The 25,596-nt window shown below is 66.6% G+C and carries 28 protein-coding genes; 18 read left to right on the top strand and 10 right to left on the bottom strand.

Translation table 11 applies throughout. The features are described 5' to 3' along the window. Positions 1-15 precede the first annotated feature (15 nt). The 9 genes from E5P3_RS25990 (at position 16) to E5P3_RS25950 (ending at position 8,834) form a co-directional block, all read left to right on the top strand. Positions 16-492 (top strand): nuclear transport factor 2 family protein, encoded by a 477-nt coding sequence (locus E5P3_RS25990; RefSeq protein ID WP_162588596.1) that lies wholly within the window; start codon positions 16-18, stop codon positions 490-492. Positions 493-563: 71 nt separating this feature from the next. Further along, positions 564-2,027 (top strand): aldehyde dehydrogenase family protein, encoded by a 1,464-nt coding sequence (locus E5P3_RS25985; protein ID WP_162589874.1) that lies wholly within the window; start codon positions 564-566, stop codon positions 2,025-2,027. A 28-nt stretch (positions 2,028-2,055) separates the two neighbouring features. Then, on the top strand, positions 2,056-3,030 hold the full coding sequence (locus E5P3_RS25980; protein WP_443083269.1) for a tripartite tricarboxylate transporter substrate binding protein: 975 nt from the start codon (positions 2,056-2,058) through the stop codon (positions 3,028-3,030). Positions 3,031-3,059: 29 nt separating this feature from the next. After that, positions 3,060-4,127 carry a maleylacetate reductase gene (locus E5P3_RS25975; protein WP_162588594.1) on the top strand — a complete coding sequence of 356 codons (1,068 nt, stop codon included), beginning with the start codon at positions 3,060-3,062 and terminating at the stop codon, positions 4,125-4,127. A gap of 47 nt (positions 4,128-4,174) precedes the next feature. Then, positions 4,175-5,431, top strand: a complete 1,257-nt coding sequence (locus tag E5P3_RS25970; RefSeq protein WP_162588593.1) for an ABC transporter substrate-binding protein — start codon at positions 4,175-4,177, stop codon at positions 5,429-5,431. Then, entirely contained in the window at positions 5,428-6,147 is a 720-nt protein-coding gene (locus E5P3_RS25965; protein ID WP_162588592.1) for an ABC transporter ATP-binding protein, read from the top strand. Before E5P3_RS25970 ends, E5P3_RS25965 begins: the two co-directional genes overlap by 4 nt. Further along, on the top strand, positions 6,147-6,848 hold the full coding sequence (locus E5P3_RS25960) for an ABC transporter ATP-binding protein (RefSeq protein ID WP_162589873.1): 702 nt from the start codon (positions 6,147-6,149) through the stop codon (positions 6,846-6,848). Before E5P3_RS25965 ends, E5P3_RS25960 begins: the two co-directional genes overlap by 1 nt. Positions 6,849-6,865: 17 nt before the next feature. Beyond that, positions 6,866-7,726, top strand: coding sequence for a branched-chain amino acid ABC transporter permease (locus tag E5P3_RS25955; RefSeq protein WP_162588591.1), 861 nt, complete (start codon positions 6,866-6,868; stop codon positions 7,724-7,726). A gap of 64 nt (positions 7,727-7,790) precedes the next feature. Next, positions 7,791-8,834, top strand: a complete 1,044-nt coding sequence (locus E5P3_RS25950) for a branched-chain amino acid ABC transporter permease (RefSeq protein ID WP_197893988.1) — start codon at positions 7,791-7,793, stop codon at positions 8,832-8,834. Between the two features lie 236 nt (positions 8,835-9,070). On the opposite strand, the gene E5P3_RS25945 is transcribed toward E5P3_RS25950, so the two are convergent. After that, a complete protein-coding gene (locus tag E5P3_RS25945; RefSeq protein ID WP_162588590.1) occupies positions 9,071-9,496 on the bottom strand; it encodes a nuclear transport factor 2 family protein in 426 nt (141 codons plus the stop codon). Between the two features lie 440 nt (positions 9,497-9,936). Here E5P3_RS25945 and E5P3_RS25940 point away from each other — a divergent pair, with 440 nt between their 5' ends. Then, positions 9,937-10,209, top strand: a complete 273-nt coding sequence (locus tag E5P3_RS25940; RefSeq protein WP_162588589.1) for a hypothetical protein — start codon at positions 9,937-9,939, stop codon at positions 10,207-10,209. 37 nt (positions 10,210-10,246) lie between these two features. On the opposite strand, the gene E5P3_RS25935 is transcribed toward E5P3_RS25940, so the two are convergent. Continuing rightward, on the bottom strand, positions 10,247-10,960 hold the full coding sequence (locus E5P3_RS25935; RefSeq protein ID WP_197893987.1) for an autoinducer binding domain-containing protein: 714 nt from the start codon (positions 10,958-10,960) through the stop codon (positions 10,247-10,249). A gap of 515 nt (positions 10,961-11,475) precedes the next feature. Between E5P3_RS25935 and E5P3_RS36530 the strand changes: the two genes are divergently transcribed. The 8 genes from E5P3_RS36530 to E5P3_RS36515 all read left to right on the top strand — a co-directional run bounded on the left by E5P3_RS36530 (position 11,476) and on the right by E5P3_RS36515 (position 15,998). After that, complete coding sequence (locus E5P3_RS36530) at positions 11,476-11,607, top strand: RHS repeat domain-containing protein (RefSeq protein ID WP_197893986.1); 132 nt, start codon at positions 11,476-11,478, stop codon at positions 11,605-11,607. 71 nt (positions 11,608-11,678) lie between these two features. Next, complete coding sequence (locus E5P3_RS25925; protein ID WP_162588587.1) at positions 11,679-12,161, top strand: hypothetical protein; 483 nt, start codon at positions 11,679-11,681, stop codon at positions 12,159-12,161. Then, positions 12,149-12,706, top strand: coding sequence for a hypothetical protein (locus E5P3_RS25920; RefSeq protein WP_162588586.1), 558 nt, complete (start codon positions 12,149-12,151; stop codon positions 12,704-12,706). The genes E5P3_RS25925 and E5P3_RS25920 overlap by 13 nt, the downstream gene beginning before the upstream one ends. A gap of 219 nt (positions 12,707-12,925) precedes the next feature. Then, entirely contained in the window at positions 12,926-13,429 is a 504-nt protein-coding gene (locus tag E5P3_RS36525; RefSeq protein WP_443083268.1) for a trypsin-like peptidase domain-containing protein, read from the top strand. Next, positions 13,333-14,130, top strand: a complete 798-nt coding sequence (locus E5P3_RS25915; protein WP_197893985.1) for a DUF6531 domain-containing protein — start codon at positions 13,333-13,335, stop codon at positions 14,128-14,130. Before E5P3_RS36525 ends, E5P3_RS25915 begins: the two co-directional genes overlap by 97 nt. Beyond that, complete coding sequence (locus E5P3_RS36520; protein WP_197893984.1) at positions 14,127-14,309, top strand: HNH/endonuclease VII fold putative polymorphic toxin; 183 nt, start codon at positions 14,127-14,129, stop codon at positions 14,307-14,309. The genes E5P3_RS25915 and E5P3_RS36520 overlap by 4 nt, the downstream gene beginning before the upstream one ends. 46 nt (positions 14,310-14,355) lie before the next feature. After that, on the top strand, positions 14,356-14,946 hold the full coding sequence (locus E5P3_RS25905) for a hypothetical protein (protein ID WP_162588585.1): 591 nt from the start codon (positions 14,356-14,358) through the stop codon (positions 14,944-14,946). Positions 14,947-15,665: 719 nt separating this feature from the next. Next, positions 15,666-15,998, top strand: a complete 333-nt coding sequence (locus E5P3_RS36515) for an energy transducer TonB (RefSeq protein ID WP_162588584.1) — start codon at positions 15,666-15,668, stop codon at positions 15,996-15,998. A 50-nt stretch (positions 15,999-16,048) separates the two neighbouring features. On the opposite strand, the gene E5P3_RS25895 is transcribed toward E5P3_RS36515, so the two are convergent. The 8 genes from E5P3_RS25895 to E5P3_RS25860 are packed head-to-tail and all read right to left on the bottom strand — an operon-like array spanning position 16,049 to position 25,237. Further along, positions 16,049-16,867, bottom strand: coding sequence for a M55 family metallopeptidase (locus tag E5P3_RS25895; RefSeq protein WP_162588583.1), 819 nt, complete (start codon positions 16,865-16,867; stop codon positions 16,049-16,051). After that, positions 16,864-17,973 (bottom strand): DmpA family aminopeptidase, encoded by a 1,110-nt coding sequence (locus tag E5P3_RS25890; protein ID WP_162588582.1) that lies wholly within the window; start codon positions 17,971-17,973, stop codon positions 16,864-16,866. Before E5P3_RS25890 ends, E5P3_RS25895 begins: the two co-directional genes overlap by 4 nt. An 11-nt stretch (positions 17,974-17,984) precedes the next feature. Next, on the bottom strand, positions 17,985-18,917 hold the full coding sequence (gsiD, locus tag E5P3_RS25885; protein WP_232073313.1) for a glutathione ABC transporter permease GsiD: 933 nt from the start codon (positions 18,915-18,917) through the stop codon (positions 17,985-17,987). 24 nt (positions 18,918-18,941) lie between these two features. Then, positions 18,942-19,862 (bottom strand): glutathione ABC transporter permease GsiC, encoded by a 921-nt coding sequence (gsiC, locus tag E5P3_RS25880; RefSeq protein WP_162588581.1) that lies wholly within the window; start codon positions 19,860-19,862, stop codon positions 18,942-18,944. Positions 19,863-19,881: 19 nt separating this feature from the next. Next, complete coding sequence (gene gsiB / locus E5P3_RS25875) at positions 19,882-21,417, bottom strand: glutathione ABC transporter substrate-binding protein GsiB (RefSeq protein ID WP_162588580.1); 1,536 nt, start codon at positions 21,415-21,417, stop codon at positions 19,882-19,884. 21 nt (positions 21,418-21,438) lie between these two features. After that, the gene (locus tag E5P3_RS25870) at positions 21,439-23,337 is read right to left on the bottom strand and encodes a dipeptide ABC transporter ATP-binding protein (protein WP_162588579.1); all 1,899 of its coding nucleotides are present in this window, start codon (positions 23,335-23,337) and stop codon (positions 21,439-21,441) included. Next, positions 23,334-24,290: an isoaspartyl peptidase/L-asparaginase family protein gene (locus tag E5P3_RS25865; RefSeq protein ID WP_162588578.1), complete on the bottom strand. Its 957-nt coding sequence runs from the start codon at positions 24,288-24,290 to the stop codon at positions 23,334-23,336. The genes E5P3_RS25870 and E5P3_RS25865 overlap by 4 nt, the downstream gene beginning before the upstream one ends. After that, the gene (locus E5P3_RS25860) at positions 24,287-25,237 is read right to left on the bottom strand and encodes a MurR/RpiR family transcriptional regulator (protein ID WP_162588577.1); all 951 of its coding nucleotides are present in this window, start codon (positions 25,235-25,237) and stop codon (positions 24,287-24,289) included. The genes E5P3_RS25865 and E5P3_RS25860 overlap by 4 nt, the downstream gene beginning before the upstream one ends. Positions 25,238-25,596 lie beyond the last annotated feature (359 nt).

The following is a 25,596-nucleotide window of genomic DNA, read 5'->3' as shown; positions in this document are numbered from 1 at the left end:
AAAAGGAGATTCACCATGGCCCTCACCCGTCAAACCATGACCGACGAGCAACGCAAGTCGGTGGCGCTCGAATACCTCAAGGCCTACGACAACGGCGGCGTCACTTCCACCGGCGGCTCCATCCTCGACCTGTTCGCCAGCGATGCGCAGGTCTACTTCCCGAAGTGGGGCCTGGCGAATGGCAAGGACGAGATCGGCAAGCTCTTCGGCGAAGTCGGCAGCCGCGGCAAGTCCATCCGCCACGACTACGCAGGCTTCAACTGGATCTTCACCGGCACCGACCTGTTCGCCTGCGAAGGCACAAGCTACGGAGAGCACGCCGACGGTCCTTGGCGTGCCGGCGTGCCCGAGTGGGGCGCGGGCCGCTGGTGCGACGTGTTCGAGGTGCGCGACTTCCTGATCCAGCGCTGCTTCATCTACCTCGATCCCGACTACGCCGGCAAGGACACTGCGCGCTACCCCTGGCTGGCCGGCAAGGCCGCTAACAGCTGAACCTTGCACAGGGAGTGCTTCTCATCATGAATCTTGCAGACATCCAGCAGGCTGCCGGCCTCAAGACGCCGATCCGCCACCAGCTCTTCATCGATGGCCGCTTCGTCGATGCCGAGTCCGGCGAGACACTCGCCACCCTCAACCCGCACGACAACTCGACCATCGCCGAGGTGGCGTTGGCGGGCAAGGCCGACGTCGACAAGGCGGTCGCCGCGGCCAAGCGCGCCTTCCCTGCCTGGAGCCGCGTGGCCGCGGCCGATCGGGGCCGCATCCTGCTGAAGCTCGCCGACCTGATCGAAGCCAACACCGAGGAGCTGGCGCGGCTGGAGTCGCTGGACACCGGCCACCCCGTGCGCGACTCGCGCCGCCTCGACGTGCCGCGCACCGCAGCCTGCTTCCGCTACTTCGGCGGCATGGCCGACAAGTTCCAGGGCGAGACCATTCCGGTGGAGGCGGGCTTCCTCAACTACACCTTGCGCGAGCCGGTCGGCATCGTCGGCCAGGTGGTGCCGTGGAACTTCCCGCTGATGTTCACCAGCTGGAAAATGGCGCCCGCGCTCGCGGCCGGCAACTGCATCGTGATGAAGCCGGCCGAGATCACGCCACTCTCCTCGCTCAAGATCGTCGAGCTGATGGCCGAGGCCGGCATGCCCGAAGGCGTGGTCAACATGCTGCCGGGCCTGGGCAGTGTCGCGGGCCAGTACATCGCCGAGCATCCGGAGATCGCCAAGATCGCCTTCACCGGCAGCACTGCCACGGGAAGGCGCATCGTCCAGGCCAGCGCCGGCAACCTCAAGAAGGTGCAGCTGGAGCTCGGCGGCAAGGGGCCCAACATCGTGTTCGAGGACGCCCACCTGCAGGCCGCCATCAACGGCAGCGCGTGGGCCATCTTCCACAACCAGGGGCAGGCCTGCATCGCGGGCTCGCGCCTGATGCTGCACGAGAGGATTGCGGAGGCCTTCCTCGACAAGTTCATCCCGCTGGCGCAATCGATCCGCCTGGGCAACCCGCTCGACGACGCCACCGAGATGGGCCCGCTGACCAGTGCCCAGCATCGCGAGCGCGTGCTGAGCTACGTCGAGGTCGCGAAAGGCGAGGGCGGCGAGGTGCTCGCCGGCGGCAAGTCGCCCGGCGGCGACCTGGGCGGTGGCTGCTATGTCGAGCCGACGGTGGTGCGTGCCAAGTCCTTCCGGGACCGCGTGGCACAGGAAGAGGTCTTCGGTCCCTTCGTCACCGTGCTCACCTTCAAGGACGACGAGGAGGCGCTGCGGATCGCCAACGGCACCGACTATGGCCTCGGCAGCGGCTTGTGGACCACCGATCTCCAGCGCGCCCACAAGCTTGCACGCGACCTGCACGCAGGCATGGTCTGGATCAACAGCTACAAACGCGTGAACCCGGGCTCGCCCTTCGGCGGCGTTGGCCAGAGCGGCTACGGCCGCGAGATGGGCTTCGACGCGATGCGCGAGTACACCCAGGTCAAGAGCGTCTGGGTCAATGTCGACGCGCAGATTCCGCCGCACTTCGTGCGCTGAACAGCCAACCCTGGAAAGAAGAATGAACGTGACTTCACTTGCAGTTCGAGTCCTCGCCGCGTGCAGCCTGGCCCTTGCGGCCGCAGGCGCTGCACAGGCCCAGCAGCCCTGGCCCAGCAAGCCGGTGCGCGTGGTCGTGGCCTTCCCGCCCGGCGGCATCGTCGACACCGTGGCAAGGCAGCTGCAGCCGCGGCTGCAGGCCGCACTGGGGCAGCCGGTCATCATCGACAACCGCGGCGGCGCCGGCGGCACCGTGGCTTCGGCAGAAGTCGCCAAGGCCGCGCCCGACGGCCATACGCTGCTGATGGTGTTCGACAGCTATGCCACTTATCCGCTGGTCTATCCCAAGCTCAGCTTCGACATTGCGAAGGACCTCCAGCCCGTGACGCAGATCGCGAGCAATCCGCTGGTGCTGGTGGTCAATCCCAAGGTGTCGGCCAGCGACTTCAAGAGCTTCGTCGGCCTGCTCAAGAACAAGCCCGGCCAGCTCAACTACGCGAGCGTCGGGCCCGGCTCGAGCAACCACCTGACCGCCGAGCTCTTCAAGGCGCAGACCGGCACCTTCGTCACCCACATTCCCTACCGCGGCGGCGGCCCCGCGCAGCAGGACCTGCTGGGCGGGCAGGTCGAGATGATGTTCCTCTCTGCGGTTCTGGCGCGGCCCCATGTGAAGGCCGGCAAGCTGCGCGCGCTGGCGCAGACCGGCGCGCAGCGCGTGCCCGCCTATGCCGATACGCCCACCGTGGCCGAGAGCGGCTATCGCGACTTCCAGGTCAACTCCTGGGTCGGCATGCTGGCCCCGGCGGGCACCCCCCGCGCGGTGGTCGACCGGCTGCAGGCCGAGATACGCAAGATCGTGACCGATCCTGCCTTCGACCAGCGGCTGCGCGAGCAGGGCCTGACCGGCATCGCGAGCACGCCCGAGCAGTTCGCCTCCGCGCTGCGGACGGAGCAGGACAAGTGGACAAGGCTCGTGCGCCAGCGCAACCTGAGCCTGGAATAGCCAATCGCAAGCAAACAGAGGCCAGGACGATGCGAGACTTCATCTACACCAGCCAGCCGCAGCGCGTGGTCTTCGGCGCCGGCAGCCTCGCCCATCTGGGCCGCGAGATCGAGTCGCTGGGGGCGCGGCGTGCGCTGGTGCTGTCCACGCCCGAGCAGCGCGGGCAGGCCGAACGCGTGGCCGAGCTGCTCGGCGCGCAGGCCGCGGGCATCTTCGACCGCGCCGTGATGCATGTGCCGATCGAGACCGCGCGCGAGGCCCGCGAGGTCGCGCGCCAGCTCGGCGCCGACTGCGCCGTGGCCATCGGCGGGGGCTCCACCACCGGCCTGGGCAAGGCCATTGCGCTCGACTCGGGCCTGCCGATCCTCGCCATCCCCACCACCTACGCCGGCAGCGAGATGACACCCATCTACGGCCTGACCGAGGCCGGCCTCAAGAAGACCGGCAAGGACCCGCGGGTGCTGCCGCGCACCGTGATCTATGACCCCGAGCTCTCGCGCAGCCTGCCCGTGGGCCTTTCCGTCACCAGCGGCATCAACGCCATCGCGCACGCCGCCGAAGGCCTTTACGCGCAGGACAGCAATCCGGTGATGGACCTGATGGCCGAGGAGGGCATCGCGGCGATCGCGCGGGCGCTGCCGGCGATCCGGCGCAGCCCCGAGGACATCGAGGCGAGGTCCGATGCGCTGTACGGCGCCTGGCTGTGCGGCACCGTGCTGGGCAATGTGGGCATGGCGTTGCACCACAAGCTGTGCCACACGCTCGGCGGCAGCTTCAACCTGCCGCATGCGGAGGTGCACACGGTGGTGCTGCCGCATGCGATCGCCTTCAATGCCGAAGCGGCGCCGCACGCGATGCAGCGCATCGCAGGCGCGCTCGGCACTGCGAACGCAGCCGAAGGCCTGCATGCCCTGGCACGCGACAACGGCGCGCCCATCGCGCTGAAGGACATCGGCATGAAGGAAGCCGACCTGGACCGCGCCGCCGAGCTCGCGGTGAGCAACCCTTACTGGAACCCGCGCCCCTTCGGCCCGGCCGAGCGCGATGCGATCCGTGCGCTGCTGCAGCGCGCCTACGTGGGCGCTCCACCCGGCTGACATCCACCTTGGTTTTGTGCAGGCAGACAACGAAGAAGGAGACCACCATGACCCTCAATCGCAGACAGTTCACCCAGGCCGCGGCCGCCCTGGCCGCCGGCGGCGCCGCGCCGCTGGTGTTCGCCGCCGACACGCTCAAGATCGGCTATGTCTCGCCGCAGACCGGCCCGCTCGCGCCCTTCGGCGAGGCCGACAGGTGGGTCATCGAGCAGATGAAGACCGCCTTCAAGGACGGCATCGGCGTCGGCGGCAAGAAGTACGCGGTGCAGATCGTGCTCAAGGACAGCCAGTCCAACCCCAACCGCGCGGGCGAGGTGGCCAACGACCTGATCCTCAAGGACAAGGTGGCGCTGGTGCTGACCGCCGGCACGCCCGAGACCGCCAACCCGGTGAGCGACGCCTGCGAACTCAACGAGGTGCCGTGCGTATCGAGCGTGGTGCCGTGGCAGCCCTGGTTCTTCGGCCGCAAGGGCGATCCGGCCAAGGGCTTTGCCTGGACCTACCACCTCTTCTGGGGGCTGGAAGACGTCATCGCCAACTTCACCAATGGCTGGAAGACCGTCAGCACCAACAAGAAGGTGGGCGGGCTCTTTCCCAACGACGGCGACGGCAACGCCTGGGGCGACAAGGAACTCGGCTTCCCGAAGCCGTTGTCGCAGATGGGCTTCACGCTCACCGACCCGGGCCGCTTCCAGAACGGCACGCAGGACTTCAGCGCGCAGATCGCGGCCTTCAAGCGCGACAACGTCGAGATCGTGACCGGCGTGGTGATCCCGCCGGATGCCAAGACTTTCCTCACGCAGGCGCGGCAGCAGGGTTTCAGGCCCAAGGTGATCACGCTGGGCAAGGCGCTGCTGTTCCCCGGCGCGATCGAGGCGCTGGGCGAACTGGGCCATGGCCTGTCCACCGAGGTGTGGTGGAGTCCTTCCCATCCCTTCACGTCGAGCCTGACCAAGCAGAGCGCCAAGTCGCTCGCCGAGGCCTACGAGGCCGGCACGAAGAAGCAGTGGACGCAGCCGATCGGCTTTGCGCATGCGCTGTTCGAGGTGGCGGCGAATGCGCTCTCGCGCGCCAGGTCGATCAAGGCGGGCGACGTGCGCGACGCGGTCGCGGCGACTTCGCTCGACACGGTGGTCGGCCCGGTGAAGTGGGGCGGGCAGGGCCCGTTCAAGAACGTGAGCAAGACGCCGCTGGTGCTCGGCCAGTGGAACAAGGGCCAGAAGTACAAAGTCGAGCTGACCATCGTCAACAACGAGGCCGCGACGAACATCCCGGCCCCCGGCAAGCTGCAGCTGCTGTCATGAGCCTTCTCGCGCTGCATGGCGTGCGCAAGTCCTATGGCGCGCTCAAGGTCACGGATGACATCACGCTCTCGGTGGCCGAGGGCGAGACGCTGGGCATCCTCGGACCGAACGGCGCAGGCAAGACCACGCTGTTCAACCTGATCTCTGGCGACGTGCGTGTCGATGCCGGGCGGGTGGAGTACGAAGGGCGCGACGTCACCGGCCTCGAGCCGCACCAGCGCTGCCATGCCGGCATCGGCCGCAGCTACCAGGTGCCGCAGCCCTTCGGGAACATGAGCGTGTTCGAGAACCTGGTCACGGCCGCGTGCTTCGGCGGCGGACAGCGCGAGCGCGAAGCGTGGCAGACCGCGCACGAGGTCCTGGCCGAGACGGGGCTGATGGCGCATGCCAACAAGCCGGCCGGCGGGCTGACGCTGCTGGACCGCAAGCGCCTCGAGCTGGCGCGCGCGCTCGCGACGCGGCCGAAGCTGCTGCTGCTGGACGAGATCGCAGGCGGCTTGACCGAGCCCGAGGCCAGGCAGTTGGTGGATGAGCTGAAGCGGATCAAGGCACGCGGCGTGACCATGATCTGGATCGAGCACGTGGTGCATGCGCTGCTGTCGCTGGCTGATCGGCTGTTCGTCATCAACTTCGGGCAGAAGCTGGCGGAGGGGGAGCCGCGGGCGGTGATGAGCGATGCGGAGGTGCGGCGGGTGTACATGGGGATGGAAGCATGATGGGCGCGCTGCTCGAAGCCCACGCCCTCCAGGCCTTTTACGGCGACGCCCAGGCCCTCTTCGGCGTCGACGTCTCCCTCGCCCAGGGCGAGCTGGTCGCGATCATCGGCGCCAACGGCGCGGGCAAGTCCACGCTGCTCAAGTGCCTGACGGGCCTGGTGCGCGCCCCGCGCGAGGCGGTGCGCTTCAAGGGCGAGGCGATCGGCAGCCTGCCGCCCGGCGAGATCGTCAAGCGCGGCCTCGCGATGGTGCCCGAGGGCCGCCGCCTCTTTCCCAGCCTCAGCGTCGAGGAGAACCTGCTGATCGGCGGCCTCGCCGGCCGCAAGGGCCCGTGGAACCTGCAGCGCCTCTATGGGCTCTTTCCCATCCTCGCCCAGAAGCGCCACGATCCCGGCACCGCGCTGTCGGGCGGGCAGCAGCAGATGGTCGCGCTCGGCCGCGCGCTGATGAGCAACCCCGAACTGCTCCTGTGCGACGAGCTCTCGCTGGGCCTGGCGCCGATCGTGATCCGCGAGATCTACGCCGCCATGCCCGCGATCACCGCCGAGGGCATGACGGTGGCCATCGTCGAGCAGGACGTGACCATGGCCCAGCGCGTGTCGCACCGCATCTACTGCCTGCAGGAGGGCCGCGTCTCGCTCACCGGCCGCTCCGACGTGCTGTCGCGCGAGCAGATCTCGCAGGCCTATTTCGGCGTCTAGCATCCAGGAGCGGCACCATGATCGAAACCGTCCTCCAGGGCGTCCTCCTCGGCGGCCTCTACACGCTCTTCGCGCTGGGCCAGTCGCTGATGTTCGGCGTCATGCGCCTGACCAATACCGCGCAGGGCGACTTCATCATCCTCGGCGCCTTTGCCGTGGTCGCCGGCACCACGCTGGCGGGTGGCGCGCCCTTCGCGGTGGCGCTGGCGGTGCTGCCGCTGGCCTTCGGCTTCGGCTACGCGCTGCAGCGCTACGTGCTCAACGGCACGCTGGGCAAGGACCCGCTGCCCTCGCTGGTCGTGACCTTCGGGCTCTCGATCGTGATCCAGAACCTCCTGCTGGAGCTGTTCTCGGCCGACCCGCGATCGATCGAGACCGACGGCCTCAACACGCTGGGCCTGGCCCTCGGCGACTCGCTCTCGCTGGGCGTGCTGCCGCTGGTGATCCTCGCCATCGCGGTCGCCGCAACCGCGGGCCTGCAATGGCTGTTCGCGCGCACCGCGCTCGGGCGCTCCTTCCGTGCCGTGTCGGACGACCGAGAGATCGCCGAGCTGATGGGGCTGGACGCGAAGAAGGTCTACGCTTTCGCCACCGCGATCGCCTTCGTGCTGATCGCCGTTGCCGGCGCGCTTCAGGGCATGCGCACCACGGTCTCGCCCTCGGACGGGCCGCTGCTGCTTCTGTTCGCCTTCGAGGCCGTGATCATCGGCGGCATGGGCTCCTTCTGGGGCACGCTGGCCGGCGCAATGATCCTTGGCATCACGCAGCAGATCGGCTTCCGGCTCGACCCGGGCTGGGGCATCTGGGTCGGCCACATCGTGTTCCTGATCGTGCTGGTGTTCCGGCCGCAGGGGCTGTTCCCCAAGACGCGAGGTTGATGCCATGAGACGCACGGCCGTTCCGAAGGCGAATAGCACCGTAGCCGAAGGCGAAGGTAGTCCATTGACCCGGAACCCACCCCACGCTGCGAGCGCCACGCCCGCGGCATTCGATGTGGTGCGCAGCACCGCCGCGAGCCGCGCCGCGCTGGGCGCGGCAGTCGCACTCGCCCTGCTCGCCGCCACGCTGCCCTTCTGGGGCGAATCGAGCTGGATGCGCGAGTTCGTCGAGATCGCCTGCTACCTCATCTTCGCGATCATGTGGAACCTGCTGGCTGGCTATGGCGGCATGGTCAGCATCGGGCAGCAGGCCTTCTTCGGCTTCGGCGGCTACGTGATGCTCATGCTGGGCAACTTCGCGGGCGTGAATCCCTTCATTGCCATTCCGCTGGGCGCACTGGCCGCGGCCCTGGTCGCGGTGCCGGTTTCCTTCGTCGCGTTCCGGCTTTCGGGCGGCTACTTCGCCATCGGCACCTGGGTCATCGCGGAGGTGTTCCGCCTCAGCTTCGCCAACGTGTCGGCTGTCGGCGGCGGATCGGGCACGACGCTGACCGCGCTGCGCGGCATCGAGAAGGCAACGCGCGAGAGCGTCACCTACTGGATGGCCCTGGCCTGCGTGGTGGCGGCCGTCGCGCTGGTCTACCTGTTCCTGCGCAGCAAGCGCGGCCTGGCACTGCTCGCGATCCGCGACAACGAGGTGGCGGCAGAATCGCAGGGCATCCCTGTGCTGCGGATGAAACTGGCCGTGTATGTCGTCGCGGCCTTCGGCGCGGGGCTGGCCGGCGCGCTCTATTTCGTCGGCAACCTGCGCATCAGCCCCGATGCGGCCTTCAGCGTCAACTGGACCGCCTTCGCGATCTTCATGGTGGTGATCGGCGGCATCGGCCGCATCGAGGGGCCGCTGGTGGGGGCGCTGATCTTCTGGGCGCTCAACAAGTTCCTGAGCGACTATGGGACCTGGTATCTGCTCGGACTCGGGTTGCTGGCGATCGTCGTGACGATCTTCTTCAAGCAAGGGCTGTGGGGGTATGCGCAGCAGCGCTGGGGGTGGTCGCTGTTTCCGACGCAGAGGGTGCTGGTGGGGGGCATGCGCACATCGGCGCATTGAGGGCATCTTTGCGCTCGGAGCGTGTTCGTCAAACGCTCCAGGCCGCATGACGAACCGCGGCAGCCCGCTGCGGACGAGGCGGCTTTCCAGCGAGAGCGGCCGAGCTGATGCCAGCCCGGCTAGCGCCGCCGCTGCCAGGTGCGCGAAGCCCTTGTCGAGCGCGACCTCGGTGACGGAGGTGGTGCCGGACGGATCGGAGAGCTCGGCCTTCGCCGCCTCGCGTCCAGGTTTCACCTCTACGTTGCCGCGGCTTGCCCGGCGATGGAGTCGTAGAACTCCATGAAGTCCACGACCTTGCCATCGCGAAGGCGATGCACGTCGGCCTTGGGCGACTTCATGATCTTGCCGGTGCCGCGGTGCTTCCATTCGCAGCTGCCCAGCATCACGACGCGATCGCCCTGCGCGATGAATTCGTCCGCGCTGTAGCTGAGCAATTCCCAGTCCTTGCCCAGCTCCTCGAAATAGCGCTGCACCTCGTCCTTCGAGCGGCAGGCCCGGGTGAATTCCATGCCGGGAGCGCCTGCAGCCAGCGAGCGCCACTGCACGTCATCCGAGAGCAGCGTCATCCAGCATGAGACGCCCTCGCAGCTGGCCTTGGACTGGTTCCAGAGCGCATAGCCCCTCTTGAGCAGCGCCACGTTGTTGGTTTCTTCCTCGGTCATGAGTGCCTCCGGTTCTACGGTCTTCTTCGACGGAAAGGCGGTCCCCGCGCGGACCCGCCGGCGACTGACGATCCGCGCATCTTGCGCCGGCTTCGTCGGCAACCGCAATCGGCCATTGGACAGATGCCACGATGCTGCGCGTCGCCGGATGCGGCGCGCCAGGCGCTCGACTCCCCGGTTCAGGGGCGGAGCGTGATGCTGGCGACCCACCAGTTCATGTTGACCGTCGCGCTCGTGTTCCCGGGGTTCGCCTTCTTCGTCTGGCGGGCGCCCCGGCCGACGCGCGCGGTGGACATGTCGCAGGCAGGCCACTGAATGCCGTGCTTTTTGCACGCTTTGCCGGCTTCCATGCGTTCAGGGGGCGTGGCGTGACTTCCGGCACTTCCGCGCACCGGCTCGCGGGCGTTCAATGGCCTTACCGCCCCTCCCCGAGGCCCGTCATGATCACCACCCTGTTGAGCTCCTGCTTCCGCATCTGGCGCCGGCCCGCGAGACGGCGCCAGCGCCTTGCCGTCTTCGCGCACGCGCACGGCCAGACCATGCTGCTGGATTGCGAGCGGCACCAGCGGGGCTGGTCGGGCGTGGTGAAGATCCGCGAGGCCTCGCAGGAGCGCGTCGTCCACGTCTGCGCCGAACTGCGCAGCACGGCCGACGACGCGCTGGGCGATGCGGAGCATGCCGCACAGCGGCTGGCCCTGATGTTCGTGCAATGAGGCGGCGCCTCGACGCCTGATTCCGGCGCCTTGTGCGTCAGCCCAGCAGGCCCAGCATGGCCGCCCGCACCGTGGCAGCGGTCTTGTTGGCCGATCTCAGCTTGGAGATGGCGTTCTTCACGTGATAGTTCACGGTGTCGATCGAGATCCGGAGGATGCGCGAGGTTTCCTGGGTGGTCTTTCCGTCGGCCGTCCATCTGAGAATCTCGATCTCGCGCTCCGTCAGCGGTGTCTCGGGCGACTGGTTCATTCGCGGGACGAGCACACGGGAGAACGCCAGGTGGGAGGCATGGGCCAGCCATCGCATGCGTACCTCTTTCGCGTGCAGTTCATTCGCGGTGAGCGGCGGTGTCGATCGCGACAGTGTGAGCATGCCGCCGACGCCGTGGCTGTCCAGGCTCGACTGGGCCCACCCATGGCACAGACCGAATGAGCGCGCTTCCGCCCACATGGCGGGGACGTCGGCGAACAGCGCATCGCTCCAGATGATCGGCGTGCGGCTGTGTCGCGCGTGCCGCACCGTGGGGTCGAGGGCCAGGTAGCCGGCTTCCTCGTAGCGGCGGCGCCATGCCGGCGGATGGTTGTCGAGCTTGACGACCTTGGGATTGGTGAGGGGCAGCGGCGCGCGCAGGCCGTAGGCGCAATGCTCGAATCCCAGTTGGTTCGCCTCGGCGAGCACCAGCGCGAATATCTGTTCCTCGTCGCGGGAGCGATCGAAGGCCGCCAGGAGGTCTTCAGCCCATGTCTGCACGCCTGGCCTCATGCACTCGCGGATCGATGGAAGGAAGCGGGGCAGCTTGCCCGGCTGATGGTGCGCCCGTCAAGGCGATGTGCCACGTCTTCGTGGCCTGTGCGTGCAAGCGATTTCGCATGACAAGGAACGACAGCGGGCCGGAGCCAGCCATCGTTCAGGTCCTCCCTGTTTTTTGGTGGCGCGAAGATACCGAGGCGGGAGCGTCCATGCAATTCAGACGGAAGTTTTATCGGTATCGACTACCGATCCGGGAGTCCGTCCGCGAGTGATCGCGCATGAAGATTGCGCGACAAAAAGCGAGTTTTTGTTTGCGCTCGGCTCGACTACAGTTCGGCCGCATCAAAAGCAGGGAGTCCCCCATGAATAAAAATCCCGCTGCATTGCCAGCGTGTGCATCGCGCGCATCGATGCCACCCGATCGCCATGTGTCGACTCGGACCCTGTGCCGCACAGTCCTTGCCGCTTGCCTGTGCGCCGCCGCGCTCGCAGGCCTTCCCGCTCATGCGGGTTCCGTGAGCTACAGCTACGACGCACTGGGCCGCCTGGCCAGTGCTGTCTACAGCGACGGCAGCGCCACCACCACCATCACCTACAGCTACGACGCCGCAGGCAATCGCACCTCGGTCGCGGCCACCTCGTCTTAGCCGGCCGGTTCCCCGCTGCACGCCCAGGTGCGTGCAGCCAGTTCTCCAATAAGAAGCCCCAGGGAGTTCCCATGTCCAAGCTCGCGCGCGCGTGCGCCGTTGCCGTGGCCGTTGCCACATCGCTTGCGGGCGGCATCGCTGCTGCACAGATCCAGGGCGGCGTTGCACGCAAGGCTGCGCCGCCTTCCGTTGCCCTCGGCGTTCCCGTTGCCAAGGCCACGATCAGCCAGCGCTCTTCCTCCGGCAATACATCAGGCTCGGGGAGCTCGTTGAGCTTCGCCAGCGGCCAGCCCGCGCTGCGCTACCAGCCGATCGACCTGCCCACCGCCAAGGACCCCGTGCGGCGCGAAGCCGTCAAGGACGGCGCCAAAGAGGCCAATGTCTCTGCCCGCGGTGCCGGCGCTGCAGGCACCACCAGCGAATTCGCCCCCGCCCCCGGCGTGCTGCGCGCCAACATGCCCCCGGTCACCTTCGCCACCGTCGGCTTCCGTTTCAGTTCTCGACACAATCATTACCAAGCTACGCTTTCTGGGGAAGTGATATGCAGAGTGTAACAACAGACAAATCGGCAGATAAACTAATCGACGTAATCGTTCAAGCGGCAAAGCTTCCAGAACAGATCCTGGTCAAGCGATTCAAAAAATATCTATTTTTCGACGCGGACATCAGCTCGTCTAAGCCGATGATTTCCGCAATCCGGGAAGTCGCTGTTGCATGCTTCGGCGAAGAGCTTGAAGTGGAGGTATTCGCTAGTTCGAGTCGATCTCTCTTGGCGCGCTTGGACCCGAGCGCAGACTGGCCCGTTGAGATCAGTGGGCTTGGTAAAGCCCTTCGCGATGGAGGTGATGTTGATGGGATGGCATTTTTGGATGCAAAACAGAGATGGATCGTTTATCAAAGTCGTCCTGTTGATGTTGGCGTTTTCGCCATCGATTCCCCCCAGGCCTTAGATAGCATAAAAGCTGTAAGAGATAGTTTTTTCAGCAAAGAAGACATTTCTAGCTGGCTCTTGCGGCGAACTGCACGGGACGTCGAGTTAGTGGAAAGCTTTGGCGCAGAATTTCTCACGATTTTGCTAAGCAACTACTCATTCACGTGAAGATGGCTCTGCTGTTTTTATTTTGACGGCAAATTTTTAGGCTGCGCCATACTGAATGCACATGTGTGAACTGACAATTCGATGTTCATGTGACACCCGACATCTGGCGATTTTTTTGGCCCTCAGGGGGAGAGCGGTCGGCAACTATCTGGGGAATTTACGAATTCCCGGTGATGCCATCAATGCGTGCGACGCTTGTGTGCATTCCTTCAAATAAATATGAAAATATTCATTATTATTGCCATGTCAGCCGCAGCTGCAGTGAGCGCAGATGCAGCCGAATTGAATGCTGCACTTCGCGCTGCTTCCGACGCCACGGTATCGATCTCCGCTGGCGCTGCCGCGAGTTTTCAGGGTGTCATTGTTGGCCCCCGCCAGATCGCTACGGTCTGCCACCGTCTTGCTGGCGCGAATTCGTACTCGGTGAGCTACAGCCAAGGAACGACGCTGGCCTCGTTGGTGGCTGCAGACGAAGACAGGAACGTTTGCCTGCTCCAGACCGCAGGTGCACTTCCCGAGCCAGTGGCGACTTCCGGCAGCACGTCTTCCATCCGGCAGGGCGCTCGAGTGACCGCGTTGGATAGGCGTGGCATGGAGGTATGGGCTAGCGATCTCTTCGTAAGTGCGTGTTCAACTACGCCAGCGCCGTGCAGCCCAACCTCGTGGGATGCAGTGCCCACCTGGCCAACTTCAGCAGCTATCTTTCCTCAGGCCTGCGCCTGATCCTGCCAGCGCGCTGCGACATCGCCGAGAACAGCTGGGCGGGTGCGGGTTACTTCACCGTGGGCTCGGGCCTCTACCTGGGCGCGATCATCAGCAATGGCCTGTCGGGCGGCTACTCCACGTACGAGCAGTCAGCGGGGACCCTCGCAGAGATCCTGGTCCCCGCATCCCGAGAACCTCTCAGCCTCATCCAGGCAGGTCTGCAACTCCTCGGCGACCCCATCGACATGGTCCAGGGCCACTTCCTCTACAACCACGAGGACCTCAACGTCGGCATCGGCGCCTTCCCCCAGAGCCTGGGCTTCCAGCGCCTGTACAGCTCCGGCCTGCGCAACCAGAACGGCCCTCTCGGCGAGGGCTGGACCCACAACTTCAACGCCACCACAGCCGTCAACTCCGATGGCTTCCAGGCCATGGGCGAGGACTCCGCCCTGGATGCCGACGGCACCATCGTCGAGCACAAGGCCTCCTTCGACCTCCTGATGGATCCGGCACGCCCGCTCGCCAAGCTCGTGGCGGCCACCCTCGGCCAGCGCTGGTTCGGCGACCAGCTCATCGACAACACCGTCGTCGTCACCCAGGGGCGCGCCCACAAAGCTTCACGCCGCAGGGAGCAGGTCGAAGTGGCGCCTTCAATGAAGCCAAGAGACAGGCGGGCGTTCCCACAAGTCAGCAGCCGAGTCAAGTCCTGCCCAATGTGAATAGGAGTAACGCTGCTCAGCCAGGCCGGATCTACGAGTACCAAGTTCCTGCCCAAGGTGGAGGTACAACAACGGTAAGAATCCGAGACGACGCTGGCGGCCACAATTTCGGAGTCGGAAATCCGCAGAATCGTGGTCCTCATTTCAATGGTCCGGAGGGAAATCACTATGACTACTAATATTAGAGTGAGTAGGACGGAAGATCTCTTCACGGAGAACAACGTCATGAATCTGACTCAAACTCGCCCGTCAACTGCTTTGGCCGGCGCGAGTTGGGTTGCTGACGAGGCCCCACCCCATAAAGCGCTTCTGGCAGTGTTGAACCATGTGCTCGCTTTGGTGAAAAAGGAGCTTCCCTGCAGCGAACTTTGGTTGCTCGCAGGGACGCGGGTTTGGCAGCCAGATACGAGAGTTGTCCGCTACTACAAGCTTTGGGGCGCATTGCGCGCCAGAGGGTTGAAAGTACCAGATGACATTCAATCGAGTGAAGAAGTGATGATGCAGTCTGAAGGGAAATTGAAGTTCTTTGGAGCGGCAAGACTGTCCGAGTTGGCTGCCGAAGATGTTGCCCAATTTCTGCTAAAAGAGCACTGCGCCTATCTGGTTGCTTTGCCCAGAGATCTTCCTCGTCATACTTTGCTTGAGCTTGGCTGGACTGGAGACCTATCGTCTGACTCCGAGATCATCAACCACTTAGTTGCAGCTGATGCATTGTTGCTCAAGCGAATTGGTGAATTCGATGATCTTGAGCGGGGGCTTTTAGCTCTGGGTTGCCCGCCTGTTGTCAATGCACTTTTTCGAAAGAGCCCATCGTAGCCGCGTTCTCGCGTATCCACCGTGCAGCGATGCCGCTAACAATGCTCGCGTGATCGCGAGCTCTGGGGAAAGGGTGGATTGCGACGGCAATTTGAGGAGCGAGCCGAGTACGAAGTGGAATATCGTGCTCGCCTGCTGCCTAGCTGCACAGTAAACGTCGGAACACTCTTTCCGGTGAAATGAACATGCGCTCACTGACTGATGATGAGAGAACGCTGATAGCCAACTTGGCTAGCGGGCTTGGCAAAAGTGAACGCGCGCAACTCCTTCAGGATCTACAAAAGGCCTCTGCAGCCCCCGCTACTCCCGACGGATCTCGCGTCGTGCTCAACATCGCCGGATACGACCGACCTCCGTACCGTGGACAGCATCCCTTCGGCGTTGAGGGAAGAATGCTTGACAGTGACAACACCGAGCTGTCTGGTGCTGCTTCACGCCGACGAGAACGGCCGTTTGCTTGAACTGGAATTCATACGCTGGGATTGCGGAGATCTGCTCGGGCCGCGTTGGGAAACGCTCAGTTTGCGGTAATCCATTGCTCAACACGGGACGTGCTTGCGTGCAGTTGCCTACATCACCCATAAATCTGTGCAAACCCGCATGAGACTTTCTCTCTTGTCGTCTCTACTTTCGTTCTGTTTGGCTGTGCAACCAAGCCTCCGACGTATTCGATAGGAGGTTCGCCGAGCCTGAGCTACGAACAAGCTGTAGCAGCCCTTATGAAGGACTCCACCTCGGAGGAGGGTGCGCTTGGACTGGATCAGCCAACTCGAGTCCTGCACGCCGTACCATCCCCGTACCCACGCGAGGCAAGGCAAGCAGGCGTTCAAGGACGAGTCCTTGTCGAAATGGAAGTCGACGAGCGCGGAAACGTTGCGCGCACAACCATCATCGGAGAGTCCCCCAAGCTGCTGGCAGACGCGGCAGTCAGTGCCCTCAATCAATGGAAATTCCGACCGCACACCTATCGTGGCGTACCGGTCAAGGTGCGGCTTCGTCAGCCAATTACTTTCAAACTGGAGCCTCCGGAGGTCCCGGCACCTTCGCAGTAAACAAGGGCGGACAGGTCCACGCCCGGCGTTTCCCTGCCTCGCCGGCGCCGTCAGCGCAGCATCGCCGACATCGCCGAGCAGCAATTGAGCATGCGCACCGCCGCTTCCACCGAAGGCGCGGCGAAGCGAAGCTCGGTCGGCGCGCTGCGCTCGAAGGCAGGCCACTGGCAGAACAAGTCGGCCATTGCGGGCGTCTGGGTCCGCAGGGTGACGGCCAATGGCTTGGCGAGCAGCAGCGGACTCGGCTGCGCGCGCGCGGCCAGCGCCGCCGCCACGCCTTCGCGTATCGCAGCGCAGGACTGCGCCGGCGAGAGCGAGACGCCGCTGGTCTGCCCCGTGGCGCGCTTGGTCTGCACGAAGGTGGCGTGCGGGAAGAGCGCCCGGTTCTCCGCGATGAAGACGTCGTCGCCGCTCGCCATCAGCACCGGCACCCCGTACTCGCCGGCCAACGCGCCGTACAGGCCGGCTTCGCCGAGCGCCTGGCCGCCGATCTCGACGCCCGCGAAGGCAAAGCTGTTGATGGTGTGGGCCAGGATGCCACTGCCGCCGGCGCGCGAGTGGTAGCCGATCATGCAGACCCCCTCCATGCCGAGCTCCACGCCCGCCACCATGCTCAGGTAGCGCGGCTTGCCCTGGATCACCTGGGCGCGCGCATCGAGCAAGTCCGGCGGCATGTTGCGGAAGTCGCCGTGCGAGTCGTTCACCCAGACCTCGGTGGCCCCGCCGTCGAAGGCGCCCGCGATCGCGGCGTTAGCCTCCTCGGTCATCAGCCGGCGCGCACGCTCGTACTCGGGATTGCCGGCCCGCGTCTGCTGGGAATGGAAGACGCCGGCCACGCCTTCGATGTCGACGGAGATCAGGATTTTCATGAGTGCGGGTCGTGGGGGCCGTGCGGATCGTCGGATGGGGCGAACGCGTCGGACGGCCAGTCGCGCAGCAGTTCGGTGAGCGCCGGGCGCACATGGCCGTCGCGCCCGGTGATGGACTCGGCGTGCCACAGCGCATGCAGAATCGCCTGCTCCACGCTATCGGCCGTGGCCTGGAACAGGCCGTCGAGCAGCGCGTCGTGCAGCAGGGCGACCGCGGGCATCGGCTGCTCGCGGCGCTGCGGCAGCGTGTAGGCGGTCGAGAAAGCCAGCGCGATGTCGCCGCTGCCATGGCCGAAAACCGAGCCGGTGCGCGCCAGGCCCGCGCCGGCGCGCAGCGCCAGGCGGCGCAGCTGGCGGGCGTCGAGCGGCGCGTCGGTGGCGATCAGCATGATGATCGAGCCCTTCTCGGGGTCGGCCGCCGGCATAGCTCCGGCCAGCTGGGTCGCCACCTGCGTCGCCAGCCGCGCACCGACCGCGCGGCCGGCGATCACCAGGTTGGGCAGCAGGCCATAGTTGGCCAGCACCAGCGCGCCCACCGTGTGCAACCCGGCACCGGGCGCCGACACGCGGCGCGACGCCGTGCCGATGCCGCCCTTGAGCGCGAAGCACGACATGCCCCGGCCCGCGCCGACCGAGCCCTGAGGGACCTCCTCGCCGGCCGCGGCCCGGGCCTGCAGGTAGTGATGCCCGCGCACGGCCATGCGTTGCATGTCATTGAGGAAGCCGTCGTTGCACTCGAAGACCAGCGGATTGACACTGGGCAGGCTGCGCCCGCATTCCGGATCCATCGCGATGCAGTCGCGAATCTGCGCCTCGGCCACGGTCGGCGCCGAGAAGGTGTTGGTCAGCGCGATCGGCGTCTCGAGCACGCCGAGCTCCTCCACCTGCACCAACCCCACGCTCTTGCCGAAGCCGTTGATCACCGCGACACCCGCCGGCACGCGCTGCAGGTAAGGGTCGCCCGCATGCGGGCACACCACCGTCACGCCGGTCTGCACGTCTCCCTCGTCGAGCGTGCAATGGCCCACCGTGACGCCGGCCACATCGGTGATGGCGTCGCGGCGGCCGGAGGGCAGGGCGCCGATGCGCGGAATGGCAGGCGCCATGGCTACGGCCCCTACAGGCGGTCGATCTTGGGATCGAGTGCGTCGCGCAGCCCATCCCCCAGCAGGTTGAAGGCCAGCACCGTGAAGAAGATCGCCAGCGACGGAAACAGCGCCACGTGCGGCGCGTTGACCATGTCCGCGCGCGCCTCGTTCAGCATCGCGCCCCATTCGGGCATCGGCGGCTGTGCGCCCATGCCCAGAAAGCTGAGGCTGGCCGCCGTGATGATCGAAGTGCCCAGCCGCATCGTGAAGTACACGACGATGGACGAGATGGTGCCCGGCAGGATGTGGCGCAGCAGGATGGTGCTGTCGCTCGCGCCGATGCTGCGCGTGGCCTCGATATAGGTGAGGTTCTTCAGTGCCAGCGTGTTGCCGCGCACCAGCCGCGCGAAGGCCGGCACGCTGAACACCGACACCGCCACCACCACGTTCGTCATGCTGCTGCCGAGGATGGCGACCACGCCCAGCGCCAGCAGGATGCCGGGGAAGGCGAAGAGCACGTCGGAAATTCGCATCACGATGCGGTCCCACCAGCCGCCGTAGTAGCCGGCCAGCAGGCCCAGCGCGGTCCCCACGATGGCGCCCAGCACCACCGAGAGGAAGCCCGTGGCCAGCGAGATGCGTGCGCCCATCAGGATGCGGCTGAAGATGTCGCGCCCCAGCGGATCGACCCCGAACCAGTGGGCCGCCGAGGGGCCGGTGTTGAGCTTGTCGTAGTCGAAGAAGTTCTCGGCGTCGTACGGCACGATCCAGGGCGCGAGGATGGCCACGGCCACCAGCAGCAGCACGAAGATGCCCGCGCCCATCGCGACATGCTGCATGCGGAACTTGCGCCAGAACTCCGTCCAGGGCGTGCGCACGCGCGAGGACGCGGCGACTGCGGCAGTGGCGTCGATCGGCTGCTCGGCCACGGCGGGGATGGGTTCAGCGGGAGGGGTGCTCATCGTCTGTCACGTGCGTCACGTGCGTCACTTGTAGCGAATGGTGGGGTTGATGAAGCCGTACATCACATCCACCACCAGGTTGATCAGGATGAACTCCAGCGAGAACAGCAGCACCAGCGTCTGGATCACCGGGTAGTCGCGCATGTCGACCGCATCCACCAGCAGGCGCCCGAGGCCCGGCCAGTTGAACACCGCCTCGACCACGATCGAGCCGCCCAGCAGGAAGCCGAACTGCAGCCCCATCATCGTGACCACCGGGATCAGCGCGTTGCGCAGGCAGTGCTTGAGCACCACCCACTTCTCCGACACGCCCTTGGCGCGCGCGGTGCGCACGAAATCCTCCTGGATCACCTCGACGAAGGAGGCGCGGGTGAAGCGCGCCATCACCGCCGCCACCGCGGCGCCCAGCGTGATCGAGGGCAGGATGTAGTGGCGCCACGAATCGGCGCCCACCGTGGGCAGCCAGCCGAGCTGCACCGAGAAGATCTGCATCAGCAGCATCCCCAGCGCAAAGGCCGGGAAGGAAATGCCCGAGACCGCCAGCGTCATGCCGATCCGGTCGGGCCACTGGTTGCGGTACACGGCCGAGGTGATGCCGATCGCCATGCCGAAGACCACCGCCCAGGCCATGCTGGTAAGGGTGAGCAGCAGCGTGGGCATGAAGCGCTCGGCGATCTCGGTGGACACCGGCCGCTTCGAACGCAGCGAGCGGCCGAAGTCGCCCTGCAGCATGTTGGTGAAGAAGTTGAGGAACTGCTGCGGCATCGGCTTGTCGAGGCCGAGGTCCGCGCGCACCAGCGCCACCGTCTCGGGGCTGGCGTCCGGCCCGGCCGCCAGCCGCGCCGGGTCGCCGGGCAGCATGTGGACGAACAGGAACACCAGCACCGCCACGATCAGCAGTGTCGGCAAGAGGCCCAGCAGGCGCTTGAGGACGTACTGGGTCATGAACGTGCCGCGTGCAGGATCACTTCAGCTCGACGTCGTCGAAGTTGAAGCTGCCGTCCGGAATCACGTAGAAGCCCGTCAGGTTGCGCGCCCGCACCGACAACAGCTGCTCCGTCACGAGGAAGGCCCACGGCGCGTCGTCCCAGATGCGCTTTTGCGCGTCGGCGTAGATCTTGGCCTTGGCGGCCGGGTCGGTGGTGACCAGCGCCTTCTTGATGTCGGCATCGACCTCGTCGTTCTTGTAGTACGCGGTGTTGAAGAGGCGCGGCGGGAACGATTCGGACGCCAGCAGCGGGCGCATCGCCCAGTCGGCCTCGCCGGTGGACGAGGACCAGCCCACGTAGTACATGCGCACCGGCGCGGTGGCCGGGTCTTGCGCGCTCTCGACGCGCTCCACGCGCTGCCCGGCCTCCAGCGCCTGCACCTGTACCTTGATGCCGACCTGCGCCAGCTGCTGCTGCACGAACTGGATCACCTTCTGCGCCGTCGTGTAGTTGTAGGCCGACCAGAGCGTGCTCTCGAAGCCGTTCGGGTAGCCGGCCTCCTTCAGCAGCTCGCGCGCCTTGGCCGGGTCGTAGGGCCAGGGGCCGAGCTTCGACGCGCCATCGATGCCCTTGGGCAGCACGCCCTCCGCCGGGATGGCATAGCCCGAGAACGCCACCTTGACCAGTGCTTCCTTGTTGATCGCATAGTTGATGGCCTGGCGCACCTTCGGGTTGTCGAAAGGCTTCTGCTGCGTGTTCATCGAGATGTATCGATGAATGATCGAGGGCGAGCTGGTCACCTCCAGGCTGGGCTTGCCCTTCAGGGTCTCGGCGGCTTCCGGCGGCATCGGGAAGGCGAAGTGCGCCTCGTTGGTCTGCATCATCGCGGCGCGCGTGTTGTTGTCGACCACCGGCCGGAAGGTGATCGTGTCGACCTTCGGATAGCCCTTCTTCCAGTAGCCGTCGAACTTGGCGACCTTCAGGTAGTCGGTGGACTTCCACTCGACGAACTTGAACGGGCCGGTGCCCACGGGGTTCTGCGCGATGCCCTTGCTGCCGAACTTGGCCAGCGCGGCCGGCGAGATGATCACGCCCGACGGGTGGGCGAGCGTGTTGATGAAGGGCGAGAAGGGCTCGGTCAGCGTGAAGCGCACCGTGCTCGCATCGACCGCCTCGGTCTTGGCGATGTTCTTGTAGAGGTTGTAGCGCTTGAGCTTGTTGTCCGGGTTGGTCACGCGGTCGAAGGTCGCCTTCACGGCTTCGGCGTTGAAGGGCGTGCCGTCGTGGAACTGGACACCGGTGCGCAGCTTGACGGTGTACACCAGCCCGTCCTTGCTCACGGTGTGGCCGGTGGCCAGCACCGGCACCATCTTCATGTCCTTGTCGAAGCCGTAGAGCCCCTGGTAGAAGGACTTGGCCACTGCCTGCGAGAGCGTGTCGTTGGCGTCGTAGGGATCGGTGGTGGTGAAGTTGGACTGCACGGCCACGACCACGTCCTTGGCCGCCTGCGCCGACAGGGCGAGACCGGCCAGCGCGAGGGCGGCTGCGATTCGGGTAAGACGCTTGTTCATGCGAAGACTCCTTTGAAAAAACTAAAAATCGCCGGCAATCGGATGCCGCGCCACGAAATGCCCCGGGCCCACCTCGACCAGCGGCGCTACCGAAGGCTCGTAGCCCACCGGGTGCACCGGGCTCGGCACCTCGCCCTGCAGCAGCGGGCGCTTCTGCGTGCGCCGCGTCGGGTCGGCCACCGGCACCGCGGCCATCAGCCGCTTCGTGTAGGCATGCTGCGGGTTCTCGAAGATGGCGCGGCGTGGACCCATCTCGACGATCTGGCCCAGGTACATCACCGCCACGCGGTGGCTGATGCGCTCCACCACCGCCATGTCGTGCGAGATGAAGAGAAAAGCTACGCCCAGCTCGCGCTGCAGGTCGAGCATCAGGTTGACGATCTGCGCCTGGATCGACACATCCAGCGCCGAGACCGACTCGTCCGCCACCACCACCTTCGGGTCGAGCGCGAGCGCGCGCGCGATCGCGATGCGCTGGCGCTGGCCGCCGGAGAACTCGTGCGGGTAGCGCTGCGCGTAGTCGGCCGGCAGCCCCACCTTCTCCAGCAGCCAGCGCACCCGCGCCTGTGCCTCGGCGCCCTTGGCGACGCGGTGCACCAGCAGCGGCTCCATGATCGAGAAGCCCACCGTGAGGCGCGGGTCCAGCGACGCGAAGGGGTCCTGGAAGATGAACTGGATGTCGCGCCGCAGCGCCTGCAGCTCGCCCTGTGGCAGCGCCAGCACGTTGCGGCCCTTGAACTCGATCTCGCCGCCCTGGCTGTCGACCAGGCGCAGCAGCGAGCGGCCGGTGGTCGACTTGCCGCAGCCCGACTCGCCCACCAGCGCCAGCGTCTCGCCCGCACGCAGGTCGAAGCTGATGCCTTCCACCGCATGCACCCGGCGCGTGACGCGGCCGAACAGCCCGCTCTTGAGGTCGAAGCGCGTCACCAGGTTCTTCACCCGCAGGATCGGCGGCACGTCGTAGCGCACCGTGTCCTGCGGGCTGCGGTCGCTCACGCTGACGCCCGCCGCATCCACCTGCAGCAGCTCGAAGCGCGCCGGCAGCTCGGTGCCGCGCATCGCGCCCAGCTGCGGCACGGCGGAGAGCAGGGCGCGCGTGTACGGGTGCTGCGGCGCCGCGAAGATCTGCTCCGACTGCCCGGCCTCGGCCTTGTCGCCGCGGTACATCACGAGCACGCGGTCGGCCACCTCGGCCACCACGCCCATGTCATGCGTGATGAAGACCACGCCCATGTGCATCTCGGCCTGCAGCTCGCGGATGAGCTGCAGGATCTGCGCCTGGATGGTGACGTCGAGCGCGGTGGTGGGCTCGTCCGCGATCAGCAGCGAGGGCCGGCACGACAGCGCCATCGCGATCATCACGCGCTGGCGCATGCCGCCGGAGAGCTGGTGCGGGTAGCGCTGCAGCACGCTGCGCGCCTCGGGGATGCGCACCAGCTCCAGCATGCGCAGCGCCTCCGCGCGCGATGCGGCGCGGTCCTTGCCCTGGTGGATGGCGATGGCTTCCGCGATCTGGTCGCTGGCGGTGAACACCGGGTTCAGCGATGTCATCGGCTCCTGGAAGATCATCGCGATGTCGGCGCCGCGGATGCCGCGCATGGTGGCATCCGTTGCCTTGGCCAGGTCGAGCACGCGGCCGTCGCGGCGCCTGAACCTCATGCGGCCCTCGAGGATGTGGCCGCCGCCGTATTCGACCAGCCGCATCAGCGCGAGCGAGGTGACCGACTTGCCCGAACCCGATTCGCCGACGATGGCGAGCGTCTCGCCGCGGTCGACGTGGAAGCTCAGCTTGCGCACCGCATCGACGGTGCGTTCGGAGGTCGCGAAGCGCACGGTGAGCCCGTCGACCTCGAGCACGCGCTGCTCGGGCATCTGCATGGCAGTGCCGGCCGCGGAAGAAGGCGAAACGATCGCGCTCATCGGTGGATGGCGGTCTGCGGCGCCTCAGTGCCGCGCGCATGGCCGCGGTACATGCCATCGGTGTTGAAGGGCATGCAGACGTTGCCGTTGCGATCGACCGCGATCAGCCCGCCGCTGCCGCCGATCGACGGCAGCGACTGCATCACCACCGCCTGCGCCGCCTGCGCCAGCGACTGGCCCGCATAGCGCATGCGCGCGCAGACGTCATACGCTGCGGCCGCGCGGATGAACATCTCGCCGCTGCCGGTGCACGACACGGCGGCGCGCTTGTCATCGGCATAGGTGCCGGCGCCGATCAGCGGCGAATCGCCGACGCGGCCGACGCGCTTGTTGGTCATGCCGCCGGTGGACGTGGCGGCCGCGAGGTGGCCTTGCATGTCGAGCGCGACGGCGCCGACGGTGCCGAACTTGCGGCCCTCGTCCAGCGGCGCGCCGGTGTTCGCCGTGCCGTCGTGGTCGAGCGCGACGCGGCCGGCGGCCTGCGCGCGTTCCAGCTGGGCGCGCCGCGCCTCGGTGGAGAACCAGGCCGGGTCCACCATCTCCAGCCCGCGCTCGCGCGCGAAGTCCTCGGCGCCTGCGCCGACCAGCAGCACGTGGGCGCCGTCCTCCATCACCGCACGCGCGGCGCGCACCGGGCGGCGGATGCGGCTCACGCAGGCGATCGCGCCGGCGCGCAGGTCGGCACCGTTCATCACGGCCGCGTCGAGCTCGTGCGTGCCCGCGTGGGTGAACACCGCGCCGCGGCCGGCATTGAAGAGCGGGCATTCCTCCAGCATCTCGACCGCGAGGCAGACCGCGTCGAGCGCGGAGGCGCCACCCAGCAGCAGCGCCTGGCCGGCTTGCACGATGGCGCGCAGCGCCTCGTGGTAGGCCTGCGCTGCGCCGGCGTCCAGCGCTGCGGCGCTGATCGTGCCGGCGCCGCCGTGGATGGCAATGACGGGTGTCGTTCTCATCGGGGCTTCTTCTTTCCGGCTGGCGCGCGCGGCGCCGGCCTCTGCTTCATTCTCGGCGTGTTCGCGGTCCGCAGGCCCTGCGCGCCGTGCAGCCAGGGCATCACGGCATGCACCACCTTGCTTGCGGCCTGGTAGGCCTGCGGGGCGCGCAGGGCCACTGCACTGGTCAGGGCCTCGATCAGCGCCAGCACGCTGGTCTCGCAATTGGGACGATACCGGGTTTCGGTCTGCGCGTAGAGGGTGACATCGGCCAGCGGCGCGATCGGCGAGCTGGGCCGGTCGGTCAGTGCCAGCACGCCGACGCCCTGGCTGCGCGCGAGGCCGGTCAGCGCCACGGTATCGGTCAGGTAGCGCGGGAAGGTCAGCGCCACCAGCAGGTCCTGCGGCCCGCCGCGCGACAGGGCGCGCGCGCCATGCGTGACGCCGCTGACCGAGGACAGCAGGCGCACGTCGGCGCAGTAGGCATCCAGCCCATGATGCAGCAGCCCGGCCAGCCAGGCGCTGGCGCCGAAGCCGGCGATGAAGACCGTGCGGGCGCCCAGCACGCGAGCTACCGCGGCCTCGCAGGAGGCGGGGTCCAGGGCCTGGCGTGTTGCGCCGATGTTGTCCTGGCTTTCTTCCAGGGCCATCGCGAACACCTCGGCCACCGTCGAGGGGCGGGCCAGGTTGCCGCGCAGGCGCTCGACGGGGGCCACCAGCGGCTCGAAGCCGCGCACCAGCTCGGCGCGGAAACTGGCGTAGCCGTCGAAGCCCAGCGCGCGGGCGAAGCGGTTGGCGGTGGCTACCGAGACGCCGACGGCAGCGGCCAGCTCGTCGATGGGCAAGGTGGCGACCTGCAGCGGGCGCTCGAGCACGTAGTCGGCCACCTGGCGGTGCGAGGGGGTCAGCTGCGGCAAGGCCTGGGCGATGCGCTGGGCGACGGTGGTGGCTGCGGGGGTAGCCGGCATGCGGTGGGTTGTGGGGTACTCGCCCGTTCAGGGTGCGGGGGATGTAAAGAAAATTACATTGTGGTGCAAGGGAAGAAAATTTTCGATCATTGGCTTGGGTTTAGCAAGCTGCGGGCCATGTCTGATCGGCGGCGCTGACTTCGTGCGTCGCGAGTCGGCGCCCCAACTCGGCGTAGAGCGATAGCAGGGCGCGGGTTTCGGTCACCATCGCGTTGAACTCGGCGCTGTTTGCGATGCAGTTCCTCCAGACATTGGCGCTGAATGTCCGCCGGGTGAAGGTCAACCTCCCCAAATCGCCCCGCCCCCCGCGGAAGAATCTCGCGGCCTGTCGTGATCACCGTCGGCGCAGACTGAAGCTT

The sequence above is a fragment of the Variovorax sp. RA8 genome, from assembly GCF_901827175.1.
GTDB lineage: Bacteria > Pseudomonadota > Gammaproteobacteria > Burkholderiales > Burkholderiaceae_C > Variovorax.
Note: the sequence above shows the minus strand (reverse complement) of the source record. Positions and strands in the feature narration are given on the sequence as shown.

Coding starts and splice junctions, on each gene's coding strand:
- E5P3_RS25990 (WP_162588596.1), top strand. CDS start 16: ATGGCCCTCACCCGTCAAACCATGACCGACGAGCAACGCAAGTCGGTG.
- E5P3_RS25975 (WP_162588594.1), top strand. CDS start 3,060: ATGCGAGACTTCATCTACACCAGCCAGCCGCAGCGCGTGGTCTTCGGC.
- E5P3_RS25970 (WP_162588593.1), top strand. CDS start 4,175: ATGACCCTCAATCGCAGACAGTTCACCCAGGCCGCGGCCGCCCTGGCC.
- E5P3_RS25965 (WP_162588592.1), top strand. CDS start 5,428: ATGAGCCTTCTCGCGCTGCATGGCGTGCGCAAGTCCTATGGCGCGCTC.
- E5P3_RS25960 (WP_162589873.1), top strand. CDS start 6,147: ATGGGCGCGCTGCTCGAAGCCCACGCCCTCCAGGCCTTTTACGGCGAC.
- E5P3_RS25955 (WP_162588591.1), top strand. CDS start 6,866: ATGATCGAAACCGTCCTCCAGGGCGTCCTCCTCGGCGGCCTCTACACG.
- E5P3_RS25945 (WP_162588590.1), bottom strand. CDS start 9,496: ATGACCGAGGAAGAAACCAACAACGTGGCGCTGCTCAAGAGGGGCTAT.
- E5P3_RS25940 (WP_162588589.1), top strand. CDS start 9,937: ATGATCACCACCCTGTTGAGCTCCTGCTTCCGCATCTGGCGCCGGCCC.
- E5P3_RS25925 (WP_162588587.1), top strand. CDS start 11,679: ATGTCCAAGCTCGCGCGCGCGTGCGCCGTTGCCGTGGCCGTTGCCACA.
- E5P3_RS25920 (WP_162588586.1), top strand. CDS start 12,149: ATGCAGAGTGTAACAACAGACAAATCGGCAGATAAACTAATCGACGTA.
- E5P3_RS36525 (WP_443083268.1), top strand. CDS start 12,926: ATGAAAATATTCATTATTATTGCCATGTCAGCCGCAGCTGCAGTGAGC.
- E5P3_RS25905 (WP_162588585.1), top strand. CDS start 14,356: ATGAATCTGACTCAAACTCGCCCGTCAACTGCTTTGGCCGGCGCGAGT.
- E5P3_RS36515 (WP_162588584.1), top strand. CDS start 15,666: ATGAAGGACTCCACCTCGGAGGAGGGTGCGCTTGGACTGGATCAGCCA.
- E5P3_RS25895 (WP_162588583.1), bottom strand. CDS start 16,867: ATGAAAATCCTGATCTCCGTCGACATCGAAGGCGTGGCCGGCGTCTTC.
- E5P3_RS25890 (WP_162588582.1), bottom strand. CDS start 17,973: ATGGCGCCTGCCATTCCGCGCATCGGCGCCCTGCCCTCCGGCCGCCGC.
- gsiD (WP_232073313.1), bottom strand. CDS start 18,917: ATGAGCACCCCTCCCGCTGAACCCATCCCCGCCGTGGCCGAGCAGCCG.
- gsiC (WP_162588581.1), bottom strand. CDS start 19,862: ATGACCCAGTACGTCCTCAAGCGCCTGCTGGGCCTCTTGCCGACACTG.
- gsiB (WP_162588580.1), bottom strand. CDS start 21,417: ATGAACAAGCGTCTTACCCGAATCGCAGCCGCCCTCGCGCTGGCCGGT.
- E5P3_RS25870 (WP_162588579.1), bottom strand. CDS start 23,337: ATGAGCGCGATCGTTTCGCCTTCTTCCGCGGCCGGCACTGCCATGCAG.
- E5P3_RS25865 (WP_162588578.1), bottom strand. CDS start 24,290: ATGAGAACGACACCCGTCATTGCCATCCACGGCGGCGCCGGCACGATC.
- E5P3_RS25860 (WP_162588577.1), bottom strand. CDS start 25,237: ATGCCGGCTACCCCCGCAGCCACCACCGTCGCCCAGCGCATCGCCCAG.